At 72.4% G+C, this 18,319-nt stretch carries 19 protein-coding genes; 6 read left to right on the forward strand and 13 right to left on the reverse strand.

Features of this window, described 5'->3' with window-relative positions:
• Positions 1–4 precede the first annotated feature (4 nt).
• The gene (locus tag Q5530_RS19910; protein WP_415364158.1) at positions 5–1,579 is read right to left on the reverse strand and encodes a protein kinase domain-containing protein; all 1,575 of its coding nucleotides are present in this window, start codon (positions 1,577–1,579) and stop codon (positions 5–7) included.
• Positions 1,580–1,694: 115 nt separating this feature from the next.
• Between Q5530_RS19910 and Q5530_RS19915 the strand changes: the two genes are divergently transcribed.
• A complete protein-coding gene (locus tag Q5530_RS19915) occupies positions 1,695–2,183 on the forward strand; it encodes a beta-class carbonic anhydrase (protein ID WP_415364160.1) in 489 nt (162 codons plus the stop codon).
• Between the two features lie 52 nt (positions 2,184–2,235).
• On the opposite strand, the gene Q5530_RS19920 is transcribed toward Q5530_RS19915, so the two are convergent.
• Positions 2,236–2,436, reverse strand: coding sequence for a hypothetical protein (locus Q5530_RS19920; RefSeq protein WP_415364162.1), 201 nt, complete (start codon positions 2,434–2,436; stop codon positions 2,236–2,238).
• A gap of 174 nt (positions 2,437–2,610) precedes the next feature.
• Between Q5530_RS19920 and Q5530_RS19925 the strand changes: the two genes are divergently transcribed.
• A complete protein-coding gene (locus Q5530_RS19925) occupies positions 2,611–3,594 on the forward strand; it encodes a hypothetical protein (protein ID WP_415364163.1) in 984 nt (327 codons plus the stop codon).
• A gap of 7 nt (positions 3,595–3,601) precedes the next feature.
• On the opposite strand, the gene rlmN is transcribed toward Q5530_RS19925, so the two are convergent.
• Positions 3,602–4,708: a 23S rRNA (adenine(2503)-C(2))-methyltransferase RlmN gene (gene rlmN, locus Q5530_RS19930; protein ID WP_380639686.1), complete on the reverse strand. Its 1,107-nt coding sequence runs from the start codon at positions 4,706–4,708 to the stop codon at positions 3,602–3,604.
• A gap of 170 nt (positions 4,709–4,878) precedes the next feature.
• Here rlmN and Q5530_RS19935 point away from each other — a divergent pair, with 170 nt between their 5' ends.
• Entirely contained in the window at positions 4,879–5,529 is a 651-nt protein-coding gene (locus tag Q5530_RS19935) for a PadR family transcriptional regulator (RefSeq protein WP_415364165.1), read from the forward strand.
• Position 5,530: 1 nt separating this feature from the next.
• Here the strand turns inward: Q5530_RS19935 and Q5530_RS19940 are convergent, their stop codons facing one another.
• Together Q5530_RS19940 and Q5530_RS19945 are read right to left on the reverse strand one after the other, a co-directional pair.
• The gene (locus tag Q5530_RS19940) at positions 5,531–6,514 is read right to left on the reverse strand and encodes an aldo/keto reductase (protein ID WP_415364166.1); all 984 of its coding nucleotides are present in this window, start codon (positions 6,512–6,514) and stop codon (positions 5,531–5,533) included.
• A 164-nt stretch (positions 6,515–6,678) separates the two neighbouring features.
• Positions 6,679–7,425: a class I SAM-dependent methyltransferase gene (locus tag Q5530_RS19945; RefSeq protein WP_415364168.1), complete on the reverse strand. Its 747-nt coding sequence runs from the start codon at positions 7,423–7,425 to the stop codon at positions 6,679–6,681.
• Positions 7,426–7,480: 55 nt separating this feature from the next.
• On the opposite strand from Q5530_RS19945, the gene Q5530_RS19950 reads away from it, so the two are divergent.
• Both Q5530_RS19950 and Q5530_RS19955 read left to right on the forward strand, forming a co-directional pair.
• Entirely contained in the window at positions 7,481–8,293 is an 813-nt protein-coding gene (locus Q5530_RS19950; protein ID WP_415364169.1) for a VOC family protein, read from the forward strand.
• 75 nt (positions 8,294–8,368) lie between these two features.
• Complete coding sequence (locus Q5530_RS19955) at positions 8,369–9,175, forward strand: VOC family protein (RefSeq protein ID WP_415364171.1); 807 nt, start codon at positions 8,369–8,371, stop codon at positions 9,173–9,175.
• Here Q5530_RS19955 and Q5530_RS19960 read toward each other — a convergent pair.
• The 5 genes from Q5530_RS19960 to rpsB form a co-directional block, all read right to left on the reverse strand.
• Entirely contained in the window at positions 9,172–10,020 is an 849-nt protein-coding gene (locus tag Q5530_RS19960) for a phosphatidate cytidylyltransferase (RefSeq protein WP_415364172.1), read from the reverse strand. The two genes, Q5530_RS19955 and Q5530_RS19960, sit on opposite strands and share 4 nt — an antisense overlap.
• A gap of 80 nt (positions 10,021–10,100) precedes the next feature.
• Positions 10,101–10,658, reverse strand: coding sequence for a ribosome recycling factor (frr, locus tag Q5530_RS19965; RefSeq protein WP_380633232.1), 558 nt, complete (start codon positions 10,656–10,658; stop codon positions 10,101–10,103).
• A gap of 48 nt (positions 10,659–10,706) precedes the next feature.
• Positions 10,707–11,417, reverse strand: coding sequence for a UMP kinase (gene pyrH, locus Q5530_RS19970; protein WP_344035384.1), 711 nt, complete (start codon positions 11,415–11,417; stop codon positions 10,707–10,709).
• 126 nt (positions 11,418–11,543) lie between these two features.
• Positions 11,544–12,359, reverse strand: coding sequence for a translation elongation factor Ts (gene tsf, locus Q5530_RS19975; protein ID WP_415364173.1), 816 nt, complete (start codon positions 12,357–12,359; stop codon positions 11,544–11,546).
• A 100-nt stretch (positions 12,360–12,459) separates the two neighbouring features.
• Entirely contained in the window at positions 12,460–13,329 is an 870-nt protein-coding gene (gene rpsB, locus Q5530_RS19980) for a 30S ribosomal protein S2 (protein WP_415364174.1), read from the reverse strand.
• A gap of 368 nt (positions 13,330–13,697) precedes the next feature.
• Between rpsB and Q5530_RS19985 the strand changes: the two genes are divergently transcribed.
• A complete protein-coding gene (locus tag Q5530_RS19985) occupies positions 13,698–14,516 on the forward strand; it encodes a peptidoglycan DD-metalloendopeptidase family protein (RefSeq protein WP_415364175.1) in 819 nt (272 codons plus the stop codon).
• A gap of 207 nt (positions 14,517–14,723) precedes the next feature.
• On the opposite strand, the gene Q5530_RS19990 is transcribed toward Q5530_RS19985, so the two are convergent.
• The 3 genes from Q5530_RS19990 to dprA are packed head-to-tail and all read right to left on the reverse strand — an operon-like array spanning position 14,724 to position 17,850.
• Entirely contained in the window at positions 14,724–15,716 is a 993-nt protein-coding gene (locus Q5530_RS19990; RefSeq protein ID WP_380633239.1) for a FliA/WhiG family RNA polymerase sigma factor, read from the reverse strand.
• Entirely contained in the window at positions 15,691–16,668 is a 978-nt protein-coding gene (locus tag Q5530_RS19995) for a tyrosine-type recombinase/integrase (protein ID WP_415364177.1), read from the reverse strand. Before Q5530_RS19995 ends, Q5530_RS19990 begins: the two co-directional genes overlap by 26 nt.
• A gap of 33 nt (positions 16,669–16,701) precedes the next feature.
• Positions 16,702–17,850 (reverse strand): DNA-processing protein DprA, encoded by a 1,149-nt coding sequence (dprA, locus tag Q5530_RS20000; protein WP_415364179.1) that lies wholly within the window; start codon positions 17,848–17,850, stop codon positions 16,702–16,704.
• Positions 17,851–18,319: the final 469 nt, after the last annotated feature.

Genomic DNA, 18,319 nt, shown 5'->3' on the forward strand with positions numbered 1-18,319 from the left:
GCCCTCAGAGCAGGACCCAGCCGAGCTGGAACTCCGCCGGGTGGCCCTCGCAGGCGGGGTCGAGCGACTCGAAGTGGTGGCCGCCCGCGTTGCAGCGGTAGATCGGCAGGGCGGGCGCGTCGGCGGGCTGCTGGGCGAACACGTGCCCGAGCAGCCCGTACACCGCCTGCCCCTCGCAGTTCGCGGCGGTCGAGGTCATCCGGTCCGGGCTGTTGGCGATCTGGCACGAGTACAGCGGCGCGGTGCCCGGCTCCTGGTCGACCACCAGCTTGCCCAGCGAGACCTCCGGCGCGTAGCCACCGGGCGTGGCGAGCAGCGTGGAGCCGCTGTAGTGCCAGCCCGCGGCGTCGCGGAACCGGGTCAGCGCGGTCGTCTGCCGCGGCGGGGCCTGCGGGGTGGTGGTCGTGGTGGTGACCGGCGTCGTGGTGGTCGCGGGTGCCGAGGACGGGGCGGTCGTGGTCGGGGCGCTGGTCGGGGCGGTCGAGGACCGGTCCCCCACCGCGATCCCCGACGCGCGACCCGGCTCCCGGTCCGGGGTCAGGGCGAACGCCGAGACCACCGCGACCGCGGTCACCGCGGCGCCCGCGCCCACCAGCGCCGCGACCCGCCGGGACCGGCGCCCGCCGGGGGTCACCGGGTTCAGGCGGGTGTCGACCCCGCCGGGGGTCATCGGGTTCAGGCGGGTGTCGCCACCGGAGGTCACCGGGTTCAGGCGGGTGTCACCGCCGCGGTGCCCCACCGGCGCCATGACCACCGTGTCCGGCTCGGCCGCGCGCGGCGGTAAGCCCGTCAGGTTCGCGCGCACCTGGCCGGCGGTCATGCGGTCGGCGGTCGACTGCGTCAGCAGGCCCCTGACCACGGTCGCGAGCGGACCGCGGCACCGGGTGAGCACCGGCTCCCCCTGCATGATCGCGTGCAGCGTGGCGGCGGTCGTCTCGCGCTGGAACGGCGAGCGGCCCTCCGCGGCGTGGAACAGGGTCGCGCCGAGCGCCCACAGGTCGGAGGCGGGCGAGGGCGGCGCGCCCGCGAACAGCTCCGGGGCCAGGTAGCCGGGCGAGCCCATCACGCCGCCGGTCGCGGTCAGGGCCGGGTCGTCCAGCGCGCGGGCGATGCCGAAGTCGGCGAGCTTCACCCGCCCGTCGGGCAGCACCATGATGTTGCTCGGCTTGACGTCCCGGTGCACCACGCCCGCCGCGTGGGCGGTCTCCAGCGCGCCGAGGACCGCCAGCCCGATCGCGACGACCCGGTCGGCCGGCAGCGGGCCGCGGCGCATGAGGTCGGCCAGCGTCGGCGCCTCGACCAGCTCCATCACCAGGTAGGTGGTGCCGTGCTCGGACAGCACGTCGTGCACGGTGACCACGGCGGGGCTGTTGAGGCGGCCGGCGGTGCGGGCCTCGCGCAGGACGCGCTCCACGTCGGTGTTCGAGGAGGTCCGCAGCTCCTTGAGCGCGACCCGCCGCCCGATGACCCTGTCCTCGGCCAACCAGACCACGCCCATGCCGCCGCGACCCAGCTCGCGGACCGTCGCGTAGCGGCCCGCGACCAGCTTCGACCGCACCAGTCCCCCCTCGTAGACCAACGGCTGGATGGTAGCCGGTCACCTGGTCCCACCCGCTGAACACCGGTTGCCCGCATCCGCGTGCGGCCGGTTGGCTCGGTGACGCTCCGTTGCCCCCGGCAGACAGGACCACGCCATGTCCGTGACGGACGAGCTGCTCGCCAACAACGCCGCCTACGCCGCCGGGTTCTCCGGTCCCCTCCCCCTGCCGCCCGCCAAGGGGGTCGCGGTCGTGGCGTGCATGGACGCCCGCCTCGACGTCTACCGGGTGCTCGGGTTGCGGGAGGGCGAGGCGCACGTCATCCGCAACGCGGGCGGCGTGGTGACCGATGACGGGATCCGGTCGCCGGCGATCAGCCAGCGCCTGCTGGGCACGCGGGAGGTCGTCCTGATCCACCACGCGGACTGCGGGATGCTGACCTTCACCGACGACGGGTTCAAGCGGTCGATCCAGGACGAGGTCGGCGTGAAGCCCGCGTGGGCGGCGGAGGCGTTCGCCGACCTGGACGAGGACGTGCGGCAGTCGGTCGCGCGGATCCGCAACAGCCCGTTCGTGCCGGTGAAGGACTCGATCCGGGGCTTCGTGTTCGACGTGGCGACGGGGGAGCTGAACGAGGTGGCGTAGTTCCTCCCCGGGCCCGGTCAGGCCCCCGGCGAAGCGGACCCGGGAGGTCCGCTCACGCGAGCACTTTGTGCAGGAAACCCATCACGGTGATCGCGGCGGCGATACCCGCCGGCACCGAAAAACCAATACCGACAAGCGCTCCCACGACACCGCCCACCACAACGATGAACGCCCACCGCAACGGCAACCGACGATCATTTTCGGCGCAGTGGGTGCAAGCCCGTGCACCATTCTTCGTCAACCGGTTTTTCATATCACCGCTCCTCGCCGATCGAGACCTGTCCACGAATCATCGGCAAGGGCGATTCCGCTGTCCACCGGTCCCGTCCACGCCCGGTGGAAGTCGTCCACCACGGGTGGAAGCCGATCCACCCGCAGTGGATCGGCTTTTCTCCACTGGGCGGCGGGACACCGGTAACGTGACGGCATGACGACTTCCCGGACGCCGTGGCCCGGCATTGGGTGCGGATCGCCGATGTGGCCTTACACGTCGACCCCCGCCGGTTTCGAGGTGCGCCGGGCAGTGGTCGAACTTCTGCGGAACCGCGGTGAGGAGGACCCGCGGCCGGGAACTCCCGCGCTCGCGGCCCTGTCGGCGATCAACGAGATCGCGGCGCAGGTCGATCAGGTTCGGCGGGAGGTGATCGCCGAGGCGCGCACCGAGGGCGTCCCGTGGAGCGATATCGGCGAGGCCCTGGGGGTCGGCACGACCGCGGCGCAGAAGCGGTACGGGACCGGCCTGCCACCGGAGCGACTGGAGGAGCTGGCGGCGGAACGGGACGTCGCCGAACTGGTGGTGGACCTCGTCGCCGGGGACGACGCGGAGGCGGATCAGGAAAGCCTGTCCGACGCGTTCTCCGAACTCCAGTACACGATCCGCAAGTTCCTCTCTTGCGGCATGAGAATGCGAGAAGCCCTCGACACCGCGCCGGCCGACCGGACTGGCCGGGTGGGTGAACTGATCGAGCACAGCCTTTCCGACCTCAGCATGGCCGTGAGCGTCATGTCGGGCGGCAAGCCGTGGCACCTGGCCGGAAAACTGGGAAAACTGGCGCAGCGTTCGGATTGCGCGACGTACAGCACCGGCGGGACGTACGTCTACTACGCGTTCTTCCTCGCACTCCTCGCCTGGCGGCACTGCACGCCCCCGGAGCACGAGTTCCATCCGCCGAACCGCGACCTGTCCGGCAGGGTGATGGATTGCCTCAACCACGGACTGCGCGCGTTGATCCGGAAGGACTCGGGAATCGTGATCCAGCTCGTGCACGCCACCGTGGAACGGCCGGACCTCATGAGGGTCGAGTGGCACCCCGAGGTCGGACTCCGTCTGGTGGTCCCCGTCGACGGGACCGGGGGCCCGCCCGGACGGGCCTCGTCGGGGCCCGGTCACGCCCCCGCGGCGGGGGCGTGAGCCGCGCTCAGCCCTCGGCGGCGAGCTGGCCGCAGGCCGCGGCGATCTCCTGGCCCCGCGTGTCGCGCACGGTGCACTCCACGCCCTGCTCCTTGACCCGCCGCACGAACTCGCGCTCCACCGGCTTCGGCGAGGCGTCCCACTTCGACCCCGGCGTCGGGTTCAGCGGGATCACGTTCACGTGCACCAGCTGCCCCAGGTACCGGCGCAGCACCTTGCCCAGCAGGTCCGCTCGCCAGCCCTGGTCGTTGATGTCGCGGATCAGCGCGTACTCGACGGAGACCCGGCGGCCGGTCTTGTCGGCGTAGCCGCGCGCCGCCTCCAGCACCTCCGCGACCTTCCACCGGGTGTTCACCGGCACCAGCGTGTCGCGCAGCTCGTCGTCCGGCGTGTGCAGCGACACCGCGAGCCGGACCTGGAGGTTCTCCTCGGTCAGCTTCCGGATCGCGGGCACCAGGCCCACCGTGGACACCGTCACCGAGCGCTGCGAGATCCCCAGCCCCTCCGGCGCCGGGTCGCAGATGCGGTGGATCGCCTCGACCACCCGCTTGTAGTTGGCCAGCGGCTCGCCCATGCCCATGAACACGATGTTCGACAGGCGCCCCGGGCCACCCGGCAGCTCGCCGTCGCGCATGGCCGCCGCGCCGCGCCGCACCTGGTCGACGATCTCCGCGGTGGACAGGTTGCGGGTGAGGCCGGCCTGCCCGGTGGCGCAGAACGGGCACGCCATGCCGCACCCCGCCTGCGACGAGATGCACAGCGTGGCGCGGTCGGGGTAGCGCATGAGCACGCTCTCGACCAGCGTGCCGTCGTGGGCGCGCAGCAGCGTCTTGCGCGTGGACCCGCTGTCGGCCTCGACGCTGCGCAGCTCGGTCCACAGCGGCGGCATCAGGTCGGCGACCAGGCGTTCGCGCGCCGCCGCCGGGATGTCGGTCATCGCGTCGGGGTCGACGGTGAGCCGCGAGAAGTAGTGGTTCGACAGCTGCTGGGCGCGGAACGGCTTCTCACCGAGCGCGGCCACCGCCTCCCGGCGCTGGTCGGCGGGCAGGTCGGCGAGGTGGCGCGGCGGCAGGCCGCGCTTGGGCGCGTCGAAGACGAGGGGGAGGGCAGTCATAGCACCTCCCAGTCTCCCACGCCGGACGGCCTCGCCGGAGCCGGCCGCCCGTGGCCCCGGACACGGGTCGGCGGGACCGTCGAGCAAGCCAACAACCGATCGGCGTTGCATCGCGATACGTTCCGATATATCGTAGATACATCAAGACCGATCGACGACAGGAGCCAACGATGCGTTTTCCCTCCGAACACCCCCACCACGAACACCGGCACCACCGCAGTCGCGGCACGGGCGACCCGCGCTTCGGCGGCGGTTTCGGCCCCGGCCACTTCCCCGGTCCCCCGGTGCCGCCCGAGCCGCCCGGTTTCCCCGGTCACGGCCACGGCCCGGGGCCCGGTCGCGGGCGCGGCAGGCAGCGCAAGGGCAACGTCCGCGTGGCGGTCCTGACGCTGCTGGCCGAACGACCGATGCACGGCTACGAGATGATCCAGGAGATCGGCCGCCGCACCGACGGCCTGTGGCGGCCCAGCCCCGGCTCGGTCTACCCGACCCTCCAGATGCTGGCCGACGAGGGCCTGGTCTCGGTCGAGGAGGAGGCGGGCGGCAAGAAGCTGTTCACGCTGACCGAACCGGGCCGCGCCGAGGCGGCCGGGCACGAGGGCGCGCCACCGTGGCAGCAGGTCAACGACGAGGTCGACCTGCACGCGGCGAAGCTGCGCACGGCGGCGCGGCACCTCGGTTCGGCGATGCAGCAGATGGCCCACGCGGGCACGCGCGAGCAGAAGACCCGGGCCGTCGAGGTCCTCAACGAGGCCCGCCGCAAGCTCTACGCGATCCTGGGCGAGCTGGACGTCGAAGAGGACGACGTCACGGACGGGTGAACTACCAGCGGTCGTGGACCAGCGGCCGGATCAGCTCGTCGTAGACCGCGCGCACCTCGTCCCGCGCCCCCTCGGGCAGCGGGGCGAGGTCGGCGGCCGTCGAGTTGGCCCGCGCCTGGTCGGCGTTGCGGGCGCCCGGGATGACCACGGTGACGCCCGGCTGGTCCAGGATCCACCGCAGCGCGAACTGGGCCGTGGTCGCTCCCTCGGGCAGCAGCGGGCGCAGCCGGTCCACCGCCTGGAGGCCGACCTCGAACGGCACGCCGGAGAACGTCTCGCCGACGTCGAACGCGTCGCCGTGGCGGTTGTAGTTGCGGTGGTCGTCCTCGCCGAACGTGGTCGACGCGGTGTACTTGCCGGACAGCAGGCCCGACGCGAGCGGGACGCGGGCGATGATCGCCACACCGGCCTCCGCCGCCGCGGGCAGCACCCGCTCCAGCGGCTTGAGCCGCAGCGCGTTCAGGATGATCTGCACGCTCGCGACACCCGGCCGCGCGATCGCGGTCAGCGCCTCCTCGGCGGTCTCCACGCTCACGCCGTAGGCGGCGATCCGCCCGGCCCCGACCATCTCGTCGAGGGTGTCGAACACCTCGTCGGTGGAGTACACCGGCGTCGGCGGGCAGTGCAGCTGGACCAGGTCGAGGGTGTCCACGCCCAGGTTGGCGCGCGACCGGTCGTTCCAGGCCAGGAAGTTCTCGCGGGTGTAGTTCTCCGGGGTCTGCTCGACCCGGCGGCCCATCTTGGTGGCCACCGTGATGCCCGAGTCGCCGCGCTCGCGCAGGAACCTGCCCACCAGGGTCTCGCTGCGGCCGTCGCCGTAGACGTCGGCGGTGTCGAAGAAGTCCACCCCGGTGTCCGCGGCGGCGTGCAGCACCGCGAGCGCGTCGGACTCCTCGACGCGACCCCAGTCCCCACCGAGCTGCCAGCAGCCCAGCCCGACGACGCCGACCTGCCGACCCAACCTGCCCGCGTTCCTCTGCTCCACGGGGCCGATCCTATGTGCGCGCTCCCACCGCGCGCCGCCCAGGGCCGCGTCGCCAACGCCACACCGGCGCCTTGTCCCGGGGTCCCGCTCCTTCTCGCCCGCCCCCTCAGCCCCGCCCCTTCAGCCCCGCCCCTTCAGCCCTGTCCCCCTCAGCCCCGTCCCCCTCAGGGCAGCACGAGCCCGGAGGGCTTGCGCCGCACGTGGACGCGATAACCCACCTCGAACGCCAACCCGGGGGTCTCCGCGAGGGCCCGCTCCGCCACCCCGCCGGAGAACTCGATCCGCAGCACCGCCTCCAGGTCCGCCCGCCGCTCGAACCGCCACAGCGCCCGCACCCGCCGCAGCGAGAACCCCTGGTCGGCGAAGAACCGCTCCACCTCGGCCGGGTCGTAGCGGGGCTCGTCCGCGCGCAACCACGGCCCGTAGGGCTCGGCCAGGCCGTCGAGGTCCACCACCGCCACCGCGCCGCCGGGCCGCAGCACCCGGTCCGCCTCGCGCAGGCCGGGTTCGCAGCCGGGACCGAAGAAGTAGGCCGTGCGGGCGTGCACGAGGTCGGCGCTCGCGTCGCGCAGCGGCAGCCGCTGGGCGGGGCCGGCGACGACCTCGACGTTCGGCACGTCGGCCACGCGGGCCCGCGCACGTGCCACCAACGGGGAATGCGGCTCCACACCGGTCACCGAGCGCGCCCGAGCGGCGAACACCGGCAGGTGGAACCCGTCACCGCAGCCCACGTCGACCACGTCCCGACCGGCCCAGTCGCACTCCTCGCGCAGCGCGGCCCAGATCGCGCCGCCCACGTCCTGCGCGCGGTTCTCGACCTCGTAGACCTCGGGCCAGTGCCAGATGTTCGGGCTCGGCAGCACGTCCGCCGGGCGGACCGCGGCCAGGGCCGCGCGGACGAATCCCTTCACGGGACGACTCTAGAGCCGTAGCGTGGCCGAATCCTCGGTTACCAGGAGGTCCCCGGTGTCGATCGTCCCCAATTCCCCCGCCCTGGCCGAACTGCACCACGGCGCGCCCTGCTGGGTCGACCTCGCCACCACCGACCTCCAGGCCACCCTCGACTTCTACACCGGCCTGTTCGGCTGGCACTACTCCGACGTCGAGGGCCGCGCGGTCGCCGTCGTCGGCGGGCTGCCGGTGGCCGAACTGGTCGCCGCGGCCGAGCCGAGCGCGTGGACGCTGTACCTCAACACCCCGCACGCGCGGGCGACCGCGGAGAAGGCGCACGCGCTGGGCGGGTCGGTGCTCGGCGAACCGTCCGAGCTGGTCACCCTGCTGGCCGACCCGACCGGCGCGGTGGTGGGCTTCCGGCACGTGCCGCCGGACTGGGTGTTCGGCACCAACGGGCACGGCGCGTACGCGTGGGCCGAGCTGAACACCCGCGACGGGTACGCGGCGGACGCGTTCTTCCACGAGCTGTGCGGGTTCGAAATCACCCAGATAGGTGATGGGCAGGCCGTCGACTACACGCTGTGGGACATCCAGGGGAACACCGTGCTGGGCCGGCAGCGGATGGGCCGGGCGTTCGCGCCGGACACCCCGCCGCACTGGATGGTCTACTTCACCGCCGCGCCCGAGATCGGCACCGACTCGGTCGCGACCAGGGTGCTCGAGCTGGGCGGACGGGTGACCGTGGAGCCGTACGACACGCCGCTCGGCCGCGTCACCGTGGTGGCGGACCACTCCGGCGCGGTGTTCTCCGTGATCGACCCGTCCCGCGTCACCCCGATGACCGAGGACGACTACTCGTCCCGCATCGACGACCTCGACGACTGAGCCGCCCTCGGCTTCTGTCGTACCCCCGGCGTACCGTCCCGCACGGATTCGAACACGTGTGCGAGGAGGTGCGTCATGCCCGTGCCCGGAACACCCGCCTGGGTGGAGGTCTCGGCGGAGGACCCGGCCGCGAGCCGGGAGTTCTACGGCAGGCTGCTCGGGTGGTCCTTCGAGGTGTCCCTCGACCCGCTCAACCACGGCTACACCGTCGCGCGGCGCGGCGGTGAGCTGGTCGCGGGCCTCTACGAGGCGTCCGAGGGCGTGCCGCCCGGCTGGCTGCTCTACCTGCACGCGCCGGACGTGGACGCCGTGCGGGACCGGGTCCCGGCCCTGGGCGGGCAGGTCGTCGCGGGCCCGGTGGACCTGCCCGGCGCCGGGCGCGCCCTGCTGGCGACCGACCCGACCGGCGCGGCGGTCGGCTTCTGGCAGCCCACCGCCGACCGGCCCCTGGCCACCGGCCGGACCGGCGCGCTGAACCGCGTCGAGCTGCTCACCCGGGACACGGCGGCGGCCGCCCGGTTCTACGGCGGCGTGTTCGGCCAGGAGCAGCGGCAGCCCGGTCCCCCGGGCCGGTCGTTCACCCACGACCAGGGGCAGCACCGCGCGGGCGAGCGGTCCCGGCCGGCGTTCGCCGGCGCCGCGCCGGCCCGGTGGCGGTCGACCCGCACGCCGCCGTCGCGCTGGGTGGTCCACTTCGCCGTCGACCCGGTCGCCGGCGTGGACGCGGCGACCGAGCTGGCGATCGACCTGGGCGGCGCGGTGGAGCTGCCCCCGTTCGACTCGCCGCACGGGCGCACCGCGGTCCTGCGCGACCCGTACGGCGCGCGGTTCTCGCTGGTCGACCCCCACCAGCGGGTCCTGGAGGTGGGGCGCAGCGCCTAAGCGGGCACGAACAGGTGCAGCAGCAGCCAGGACACGACGGCCGAGGGCAGGAGCGAGTCCATCCGGTCCATCAGCCCGCCGTGGCCGGGCAGCAGCGTGCCCATGTCCTTGATGCCGAGGTCGCGCTTGATCAACGACTCCACCAGGTCGCCCGCCGTGGCCGTGACCACGATCGCGGCGCCGAACAGCACGCCCTGCCACCACTGGCCGTCCAGCAGCACGCCGACGGTGAGGGCGCCACCGACCATGCCCGCCACCATCGAGCCCGCGAAGCCCTCCCACGACTTCTTCGGGCTGATGGTGGGGGCCATGGGGTGCTTGCCGAGGAGGACGCCGGCCACGTAGCCGCCGGTGTCGGACAGCACGACGCCGATCAGGAACGCCAGGACGCGGAACACCCCGTCCTCCGGCACCACCAGCATCACCGCGAAGGAGGCGAACACCGCCACGTAGGCCACCGTGAACACCGACGCGGTCACGTCCCGCAGGTAGCCGTCCGCGCCGTCCTTGAGCCGCCACATGAGGCAGACCAGCATCGTGACCACGAACGCGCCCAGCACCCCGGCGCGCCCCAGCGGCCAGGCCAGCCACAGCGCGGCCTGCCCGCCGACCAGCACGGGCACCAGGGCGACCTGGATGCCCGCTCCGCGCTTCAGCGCGCTCGCCAACTCGTACGTGGAGATCGCGACGGCGACGGCGACCACGCCGATGAACAGCTCCCGCACCGTCAGCAGCGCGACGAGGATCACCGCGCCCAGGCCGACCCCCACGGCGATGGCCGCGGGCAGGTCGCGCCCCGCGCGTGATGCGCTCTTCCCCGGCGCGCCCCGCTCACCGCCTGACACCTGTTGTGCTCCCATCACGGCCGCCGACCGGCCGAGCGAGGCGTGCGGCCGGGAACCCGACCGGACGCAGCCGACGCCGACTAGACCTCCAGCAGTTCGGCTTCCTTGTGCTTGACCAGCTCGTCCACCTGCGCCACGTACCGGTGGGTGACGTTCTCCAGCTCCTTCTCGGCGCGGGTGCCCTCGTCCTCGCCGACCTCGCCGTCCTTGACCAGGCGGTCCAGCTCCTCCTTGGCCTTGCGGCGGATGTTGCGGATCGAGACCCGGGCGTCCTCGCCCTTGCCCTTGGCCACCTTGACCATCTCGCGGCGGCGCTCCTCGGACAGCTGCGGGATCATCACGCGGATCACCGTGCCGTCGTTGCCGGGGTTGACGCCCAGGTCGGAGTCGCGGATGGCCTTCTCGACCGAGTGGAGCTGGCTCTGGTCGTAGGGCTTGATGACGGCCATGCGGGCCTCGGGGATCGCGACGCTGGCCAGCTGGTTCAGCGGCGTGGGCGAACCGTAGTACTCGACGACGATGCGGGCGAACATCGAGGGAGTGGCGCGGCCGGTCCGCACCGAGGCCAGGTCCTCCTTGGCCACGGACACCGCTTTTTCCATCTTCTCCTCTGCGTCGAGGAGGGTCTCGTCGATCACGGCTGACTCCCTTGGGGTGTGCGCGGTTCGGCTCGAATCCCAGCAGGTCTAGAAGGACGGACGACCACCGGGGGTGCTCACCAACGTCCCGATCTTCTCACCACGCACGGCCCGGGCGATGTTCCCCTCGGTGAGCAGGTTGAAGACCATGATCGGCATGTTGTTGTCCATGCACAGGCTGAACGCGGTCGCGTCGGCCACGTTCAGGCCGCGTTCGAGCACCTCGCGGTGGGTGATGTTGTCGAACATCAGCGCGTCCGGGTCCACCCTGGGGTCGGCGGTGTAGATGCCGTCGACGGCCTTGGCCATCAGGACGATCTCGCAGCCGATCTCCAGCGCGCGCTGCGCGGCCGTCGTGTCGGTGGAGAAGTACGGCATGCCCGCGCCGCCGCCGAAGATGACCACGCGGCCCTTCTCCAGGTGCCGGATGGCGCGGCGGGGGATGTAGGACTCGGCGATCTGCCCCATGGTGATGGCGGTCTGCACGCGGGTCTCGATGCCGTGCTCCCGCTCCAGGAAGTCCTGGAGGGCGAGGCAGTTCATGACGGTGCCGAGCATCCCCATGTAGTCGGCGCGGCTGCGGTCCATGCCGCGCTGCTGGAGCTCGGCGCCCCGGAAGAAGTTGCCACCGCCGATGACGACCGCGACCTGGGCCCCTGTTCGGACGACCGCGGCGATCTGGCGGGACACGGTCTGCACGACGTCGGGGTCGACGCCCACGCCGCCACCGCCGAACATCTCGCCGCCCAGCTTGAGCATCACCCGGCGGTAGCCGGTGGCCGGGTCCTCACCGCGGTCGTGGTCTACCTCTGCGCTCACAGGTCCTCCTCTGGACACGGCAAGGGCGGGGTCGCGACCTCTCGCGCAACCCCGCCCCCACGTGGATCAGGCTTGGCCGACCTCGAACCGGGCGAAGCGGGTCACGGTGACCCCGGCCTCGTCCAGCACGGCCTTGACCGTCTTCTTCGACTCCGTCACCGACGACTGCTCCAGGAGCACGACGTCCTTGAAGAAGCCGTTCACGCGACCCTCGACGATCTTGGACAGCGCCGCCTCGGGCTTGCCCTCCTCGCGCGCGGTCTCCTCGGCGATGCGGCGCTCGTTGGCGACCACGTCGGCGGGGACCTCGTCACGGGTGAGGAAGCGGGGGCGCATCGCGGCGATCTGCATCGCGGCGCCGCGGGCGGCCTCGTCGTTGTCGCCGGTGTACTCGACCACGACGCCCACGGCGGGCGGCAGATCGGCGGCACGGCGGTGCAGGTAGGTGGTCACCTTGCCGTCGAAGACCGCGACCTTGGCCACCTCCAGCTTCTCCCCGATCTTGGCGGAGAACTCCTGGACGACCGCGTCGACGGACTGGCCGTCGAGGTCGGCGGCCTTGAGCACGTCGACGTCGGCCGGGCGGCCGGTCTTGGCGACCTGGACGATGCGGGAGGCGAGCGCCTGGAAGTCCGCGTTCTTGGCGACGAAGTCGGTCTCGCAGCGCAGCTCGATCATCACGCCGTCCTCGGCCTGGACCAGGCCGTTGGAGGTCGTGCGCTCGGCGCGCTTGCCGACGTCCTTCGCGCCCTTGATGCGGAGGATCTCGACCGCCTTGTCGAAGTCGCCGTCGGACTCCTCCAGCGCCTTCTTGCAGTCCATCATGCCGGCGGCGGTGAGCTCGCGGAGGCGCTTCACGTCAGCGGCGGTGTAGTTCGCCATCGTGCTGAATCCGTTCCTTCTGCGGTTGACGCGCGGGTGGTTCTGTGCGCACGCCGCGCCCCTCCGCTGGTGAGGAGGAGGAGCGCGGCGTGCGGCCGGCTCAGGACTGGACGGCCTCGGTGCCCTCGGCGACCTCAGCGGTCTCGGCGGCCTCAGCGGCGGGCGCCGGCTTGTCGGTCGTCGCGTCGGCGCCGACCAGCAGCTCCTGCTCCCACTCGGCCAGCGGCTCGTTGGCGCCCGGCTCGGGCTTGTCGGCGCCGTCGGCCACCTGGGTGCGGGCGCCGGAGCGGGACATCAGACCCGCGGCGGCGGCCTCGGCCACGACCTTGGTCAGCAGCGCGGCGGAGCGGATCGCGTCGTCGTTGCCCGGGATCGGGTAGTCGACCTCGTCCGGGTCGCAGTTGGTGTCGAGGATCGCCACGATCGGGATGTTGAGCTTGCGCGCCTCACCGACCGCGATGTGCTCCTTCTTGGTGTCCACGATCCACACGGCGCTGGGCACCTTGGACATGTCGCGGATACCGCCGAGCGTGCGCTCCAGCTTGTCCTTCTCGCGGTTCATCATCAGGATTTCCTTCTTGGTGAAACCCTGGAAACCGCCGGTCTGCTCCATCGACTCCAGCTCCTTGAGCCGCTGGAGGCGCTTGTGCACCGTGGAGAAGTTGGTGAGCATGCCGCCCAGCCAGCGCTGGTTCACGTAGGGCATGCCGACGCGGAGGGCCTCGTTGGCGATGGCCTCCTGCGCCTGCTTCTTGGTGCCGATGAACAGGATCGACCCACCGTGCGCGACCGTCTCGCGGACGAACTCGTAGGCGCGGTCGATGTAGCTCAGCGTCTGCTGGAGGTCGATGATGTAGATGCCGTTGCGCTCGGTGAAGATGTAGCGCTTCATCTTCGGGTTCCAGCGGCGGGTCTGGTGCCCGAAGTGCACGCCGCTGTCGAGCAGCTGCTTCATGGTGACGACGGCCATGGCCGGGTTCGCACCTCTTCGTTCGGGCGCGCCGGCGACCTGGGCCGGCACGCGTTCCGGTTCATCGCGGCGGACCGGGGTGGACCGCCGCCCTGGTGCCCTTGCCGTCGCCCGAACCAGGGGGTCTTTTCCGACCCTCGGGACCGCCGGACGCCGTGACTCGACCACGGAAGCGGGTCGGATCTGCAGTGGCACGCGAAGTCGCCCTGCACGTACACGGGGCGCGGCACGAGTGTACGCCGTCGGGGGTCGGAACCACGAACCGGCCCCGACAGTTGTCCACAGGCAGTTGTCCACAGCCCCGCGAGTTGTCCACAGATCCCCGCAACCCCCTGGCACCCCCCACCCACCCCCGGCACCGTGGACCCATGACCCCACCACCCCGAACACCGCTGGTCCTGGCCCTGACCGTGCTCTTCGTACTCGTGCCGGCGCACCCGGACGCCCGCGCCCGAGCAACCCGCTTCGGCTGGCCGCTCGTACCGCCGCACGAGGTGGTGCGCGCGTTCGAGGCACCACCCGGCCCCTACGCCGCGGGGCACCGGGGCGTGGACCTGCGCGCCGCCCCCGGCACTGCGGTCCTGGCCGCCGCCGACGGCGTGGTGGTGCACGCGGGCCCGGTGGCTGACCGGCCGCTGGTGTCGTTGGCCCACGTAGGTGGGCTGCGCACCACCTACGAGCCGGTGGAGCCCTCGGTCGTGCGCGGTGCGCTGGTGCGCCGGGGCGAGCGGATCGGGACGCTGCGCACGGGCCACCGGGACTGCCCGGCGGAAGCGTGCCTGCACTGGGGCGCGCTCAGGGTGGAACCACCCCGCCCCCGGGAACACCTGAACCCCTTGCGCCTGCTCACAAGCCCCCGCATCCGCCTGCTGCCGGCACTCCCGACCAACCCGACGCCAGCCGCCCCAACGCCTGCCGACCCGACCTCAGCCGACCTGGCCCTAGCCGACCCAACCCCAGCCGGCCTGATCCGAGCCGACCCGCCACCAACTAACCAACCAACCCCAGCCAGCCTGGCCTCAGCCGACCTGGCTCCAGCCAACCTGGCCCCAACTAATTCGCCGCCAGCCGACCCAATCCCGGCCAGCCTGGCCCCAGCCGACCCACCGCCAACCGACCTGACCCCAACCGACCTGACCCCAGCCAGCCCGCCGCCAACCGACCTACCGAAACCCACGCCAGCTTGACCAGCGGCCAAGGAAGCAGCCCAAGAAGCTTGACCAGCGGCCAAGGAGGCAATGCGACTCGCTCGCTCCGGCCGACCCACTCACTGCGTGCCCCGTCCGACCCGCCCCGTCCGACCCGCCCCGTCCGACCCGCCCCGTCCGACCCGCCCCGTCCGACCCGCCCCGTCATCCGGCCCCACCGCATCCGACCCACGGCATCCGGTCGGGTCAGCTCTCCAGCTGCTCGTTGAGCTTGGTGCGGAGGCGCAGGACCGCCCGGGTGTGGAGTTGGCAGACGCGGGACTCGGTCACCCCGAGCACCTTGCCGATCTCGGCCAGGGTCAGGTTCTCGAAGTAGTACAGGGTGACCACGACGCGGTCGCGTTCGGCGAGCTGGGCGATGGCGTCGGCCAGCTGGCGGCGGCTGTCCTGGTCGACGAGCGTGGCGATCGGGTCCTCCGCGCCCTCGTCGGGCAGGGACTCGGCCAGTGACGAGCCCGCGCCGCCCGCGCTGCGGCCCGCCGCGATCAGCTCGTCGAGCGCCACCACGCTGGTCAGCTGGAGCTGGGCGTACAGCTCGCGCAGCTCACCGAGGCCGATCTTCAGCTCGGCGGCCAGTTCGCGGTCGGTCGGGGTGCGCTGGAGGCGGGCGCCGAGGCGTTCGAGGGCGCGTTCCACGTCGCGGGCCCGGCTGCGGACCGAGCGCGGCACCCAGTCCTGCGACCGGAGGTCGTCGAGGATGGCGCCCCTGATGCGCTGCATCGCGTAGGTCTCGAACTTCAGGCCGCGTTCGGGCTCGAACTTCTCGATCGCGTCGACCAGGCCGAAGATGCCCGACTGGATCAGGTCGGCCACGTCCACGTGCGCGGGCAGGCCGGTGCCCACGCGGCCCGCGACGTACTTGACCAGCGGGGCGTAGTGGAGCACCAGGCGGTCGCGCAGGGCCTGCTCGCCGGACACGCCGTAGGTGTGCCAGAGCGCGATGATGCCGGCTTCCACGTCGTCGGCCGTGCGCGACTCCGAGGCCGGGTGTGCCGGTCTACCACCGGAGCTCACGGCGTGCCCGTTGTGCGACGGCTCGCCGTCGGCGTGGTGACCGTTCGCCCCGGCCGGGGTGCTCGCCTCCGACGAGGTCCCGACGTGCGCGGCGGAAGGAGAGGTCACGGTTGCGGTCCGCGAACCTCCCCCTGCGACGTCAGGAACGGGGGTGGGTTCGGTCATGGATCGCCTTCAGCCGTTCGACGGTGACGTGTGTGTAGAGCTGAGTTGTTGCGAGCGTAGCGTGACCAAGGAGCTCTTGGACGGTGCGCAGGTCCGCTCCCCCTTCCAACAGGTGCGTGGCTGCCGAGTGGCGCAAACCGTGGGGGCTGGTGTCGACCCCGCCGGGGATCGCGCCGACCACGTCGTGGACGATCTTCCTGGCGGTACGGGGGTCGAGCCGACCGCCGCGCGCACCGAGCAGCAGTGCCGTCTGTGAACGGTCGTTGACCAGCGCCGATCGGCCGCGTTCCACCCAGAGGCGTACTGCCCGTTCGGCCGGAACGCCGAACGGCACCACACGTTCGCGGCTGCCCTTGCCCAGAACCCGAATCACCCTTTGGGAGTAGTCCACGTCGTCGAGGTCGAGACCGCACAACTCGGCGACCCGAACACCTGTCGCGTACAGCAACTCCACCACGGCCCGGTCACGCAGCGCAACCGGATCGCCCTGTTCCGCGCCTACTTCGGCGGCTGCCATCGCAGCCCCGGCCTGTTCCGGCCGCAGCACCTGGGGCAGGGTCCGGTGCGGGCGGGGCGCGACCAGCCGCGAGCCCGGGTCCTCGGCGAGCAGACCGGTCCGGGCGGCCCACGCGGTGAACGCGCGGGCGGCGGCGGCGCGGCGGGCGAGCGTCGTGCGGCTCGTGCCGGCCGAGTGCTGCACCCCCAGCCAGGACCGCAGACCGGCGAGGTCGACCGCTTCGACGGCGACGTGCTCGGGTGCGCCACCGGCCAGGTGGACCAGCAGGGCCACCACGTCACCCAGGTAAGCGCGAACCGTGTGAGGGGATAACGAGCGTTCCGACGCCAGGTGGCGTTCGTAGCGGTCCAGCGCCGCCCCGACGTCGCCGGGCAGCCCTCGACGCAGGCGTGCGAGGTCGACTCTGGGTGTCCGAGCTGGCGGCGGCGGGGACATAGACCCAGACGCTGCGCCCTCAAGCGCACTTGGTCAAGTATCGCCACGCCAAGTCGCCTCCTGGGAGCGCTTCCAACCTGACTCGGTCCGCTCGGCGAGACCGGCCAGTTCCAATTGGGGTAGCAGCGCCCGCACCCGCTTCAGCTCGACGCCGGACTCCACCGAAACGGCCTCGGGACTGCACCCGAACGAAAGCCCCAGGGCTTCGAAGACCCGCATCGCGTCGCCCTGCGGCGGACCGGTGCCGGTGTCCCGCGTGGCCTCGACCAGGTCGACGCCGAGCCGCCCGGTCGATTCGAGAACCTCCGCGACGCTGGTCACCGGCAGCGCCTCCCCCGACCGCAGCAGTTCGTGGCATCCCAGCGAGCTGGCGGAGGTAACCGGACCGGGCACCGCCATGAGCACCCGTCCGAGGGCCGAGGTGGACGCGGCCGTGTTCTTGGCCCCGCTGCGCCGCCCGGCCTCGACGACCACGGTCCCCTCCGACAGTGCGGCGATGAGGCGGTTCCGGGTCAGGAACCGGTGGCGGGCCGGGCTGTGCGTGGGCGGGTACTCGCTCACGACCAGACCCTGCGCGGCGATGTGGTCGATCAACACCCGGTGACCGGCCGGGTAGGCCGTGTCCACCCCGCAGGCCAGCACCGCGATGGTCGGGCCGTCGGCGGCGAGAGCACCCCGGTGCGCCGCACCGTCGATGCCGTAGGCGGCGCCCGAGACCACGGTGACCCCGGCTCCCGCGAGGCCGAAGCCGAACTCGCCGGCGACGTGCCGTCCGTAGTCGGACGCCGCCCGACTCCCCACCACCGCGACGGCCCGCCGGGTCAACGCGGCGAGGTCGTGACTGCCGCGCACCCAGAGGGCGAGGGGTTCGAGACCGCAGCGCAGCCCGTTGGCGGCGGCGATGGCCAGGGCGTTGAACGGCCATTTCGGCCACTCCTCGTCCTCGGGGATCAGCAACCGACCCCCGGCCTCGGTGACGAGGTCGAGGTCGAACGCGGCCCGGTCCTCGGCGCGGCGGGCGGAGGTCTGGACGTCGACGGCGGAGGGCACCTCACCGACCCGGACCCTGGCGGCGGCCTCGACGGGACCGACCTCGGCGACGAAGGCGGTGAGGGCGAGCGCCGGTGGTTCGGCTACCCGGGAGAGGTAGGCGCGGGCCAGCCGGAGCTCATCGCTGTTCATCGCCGGCTCCTGGGGATGGAGCCCCTTGAAAACCCGGCAAGGACTGGGGGGAGAGCAAGGCGCGGCGGTGCGGATGGCAGGGGTGGGGCAAGAGCGGGGACGGCGGCGGTGGACGGAGTGAGAGGGGCGAGGCGGGCGGTGATGGGAGCGGCGGCAACAGCGGTAGTGGCCCGAGTGGCGGTGGCGGTGGGGCCGGTGGAGGCGGGGTTGGCGGAGGCGAAGTTGGCGGGAGCAGGGCCGGTGGAGGCGGAGCAGGCGGGGGCAGGACTGGTGGAGGCAGGGTTGGCGGGAGCAGGGGCGGGGGCAACCCGGGTGGTAGCCAGAGTGGTGGCAGGGATGGGGGTGAGGGTGGTGGCAGGGATGGGGGTGAGGGTGGTGGCAGGGCTGGGGGTGGGGGGTTGCCTGGAGGTTCGGTGGGTGGTCATGACTTCCTCCGCTCGCGGAACTCCAGGGCGGCTGCCACGTGGTC

The organism is Saccharothrix sp. BKS2 (assembly GCF_047689505.1).
Lineage (GTDB): Bacteria > Actinomycetota > Actinomycetes > Mycobacteriales > Pseudonocardiaceae > Actinosynnema > Actinosynnema lopnurensis.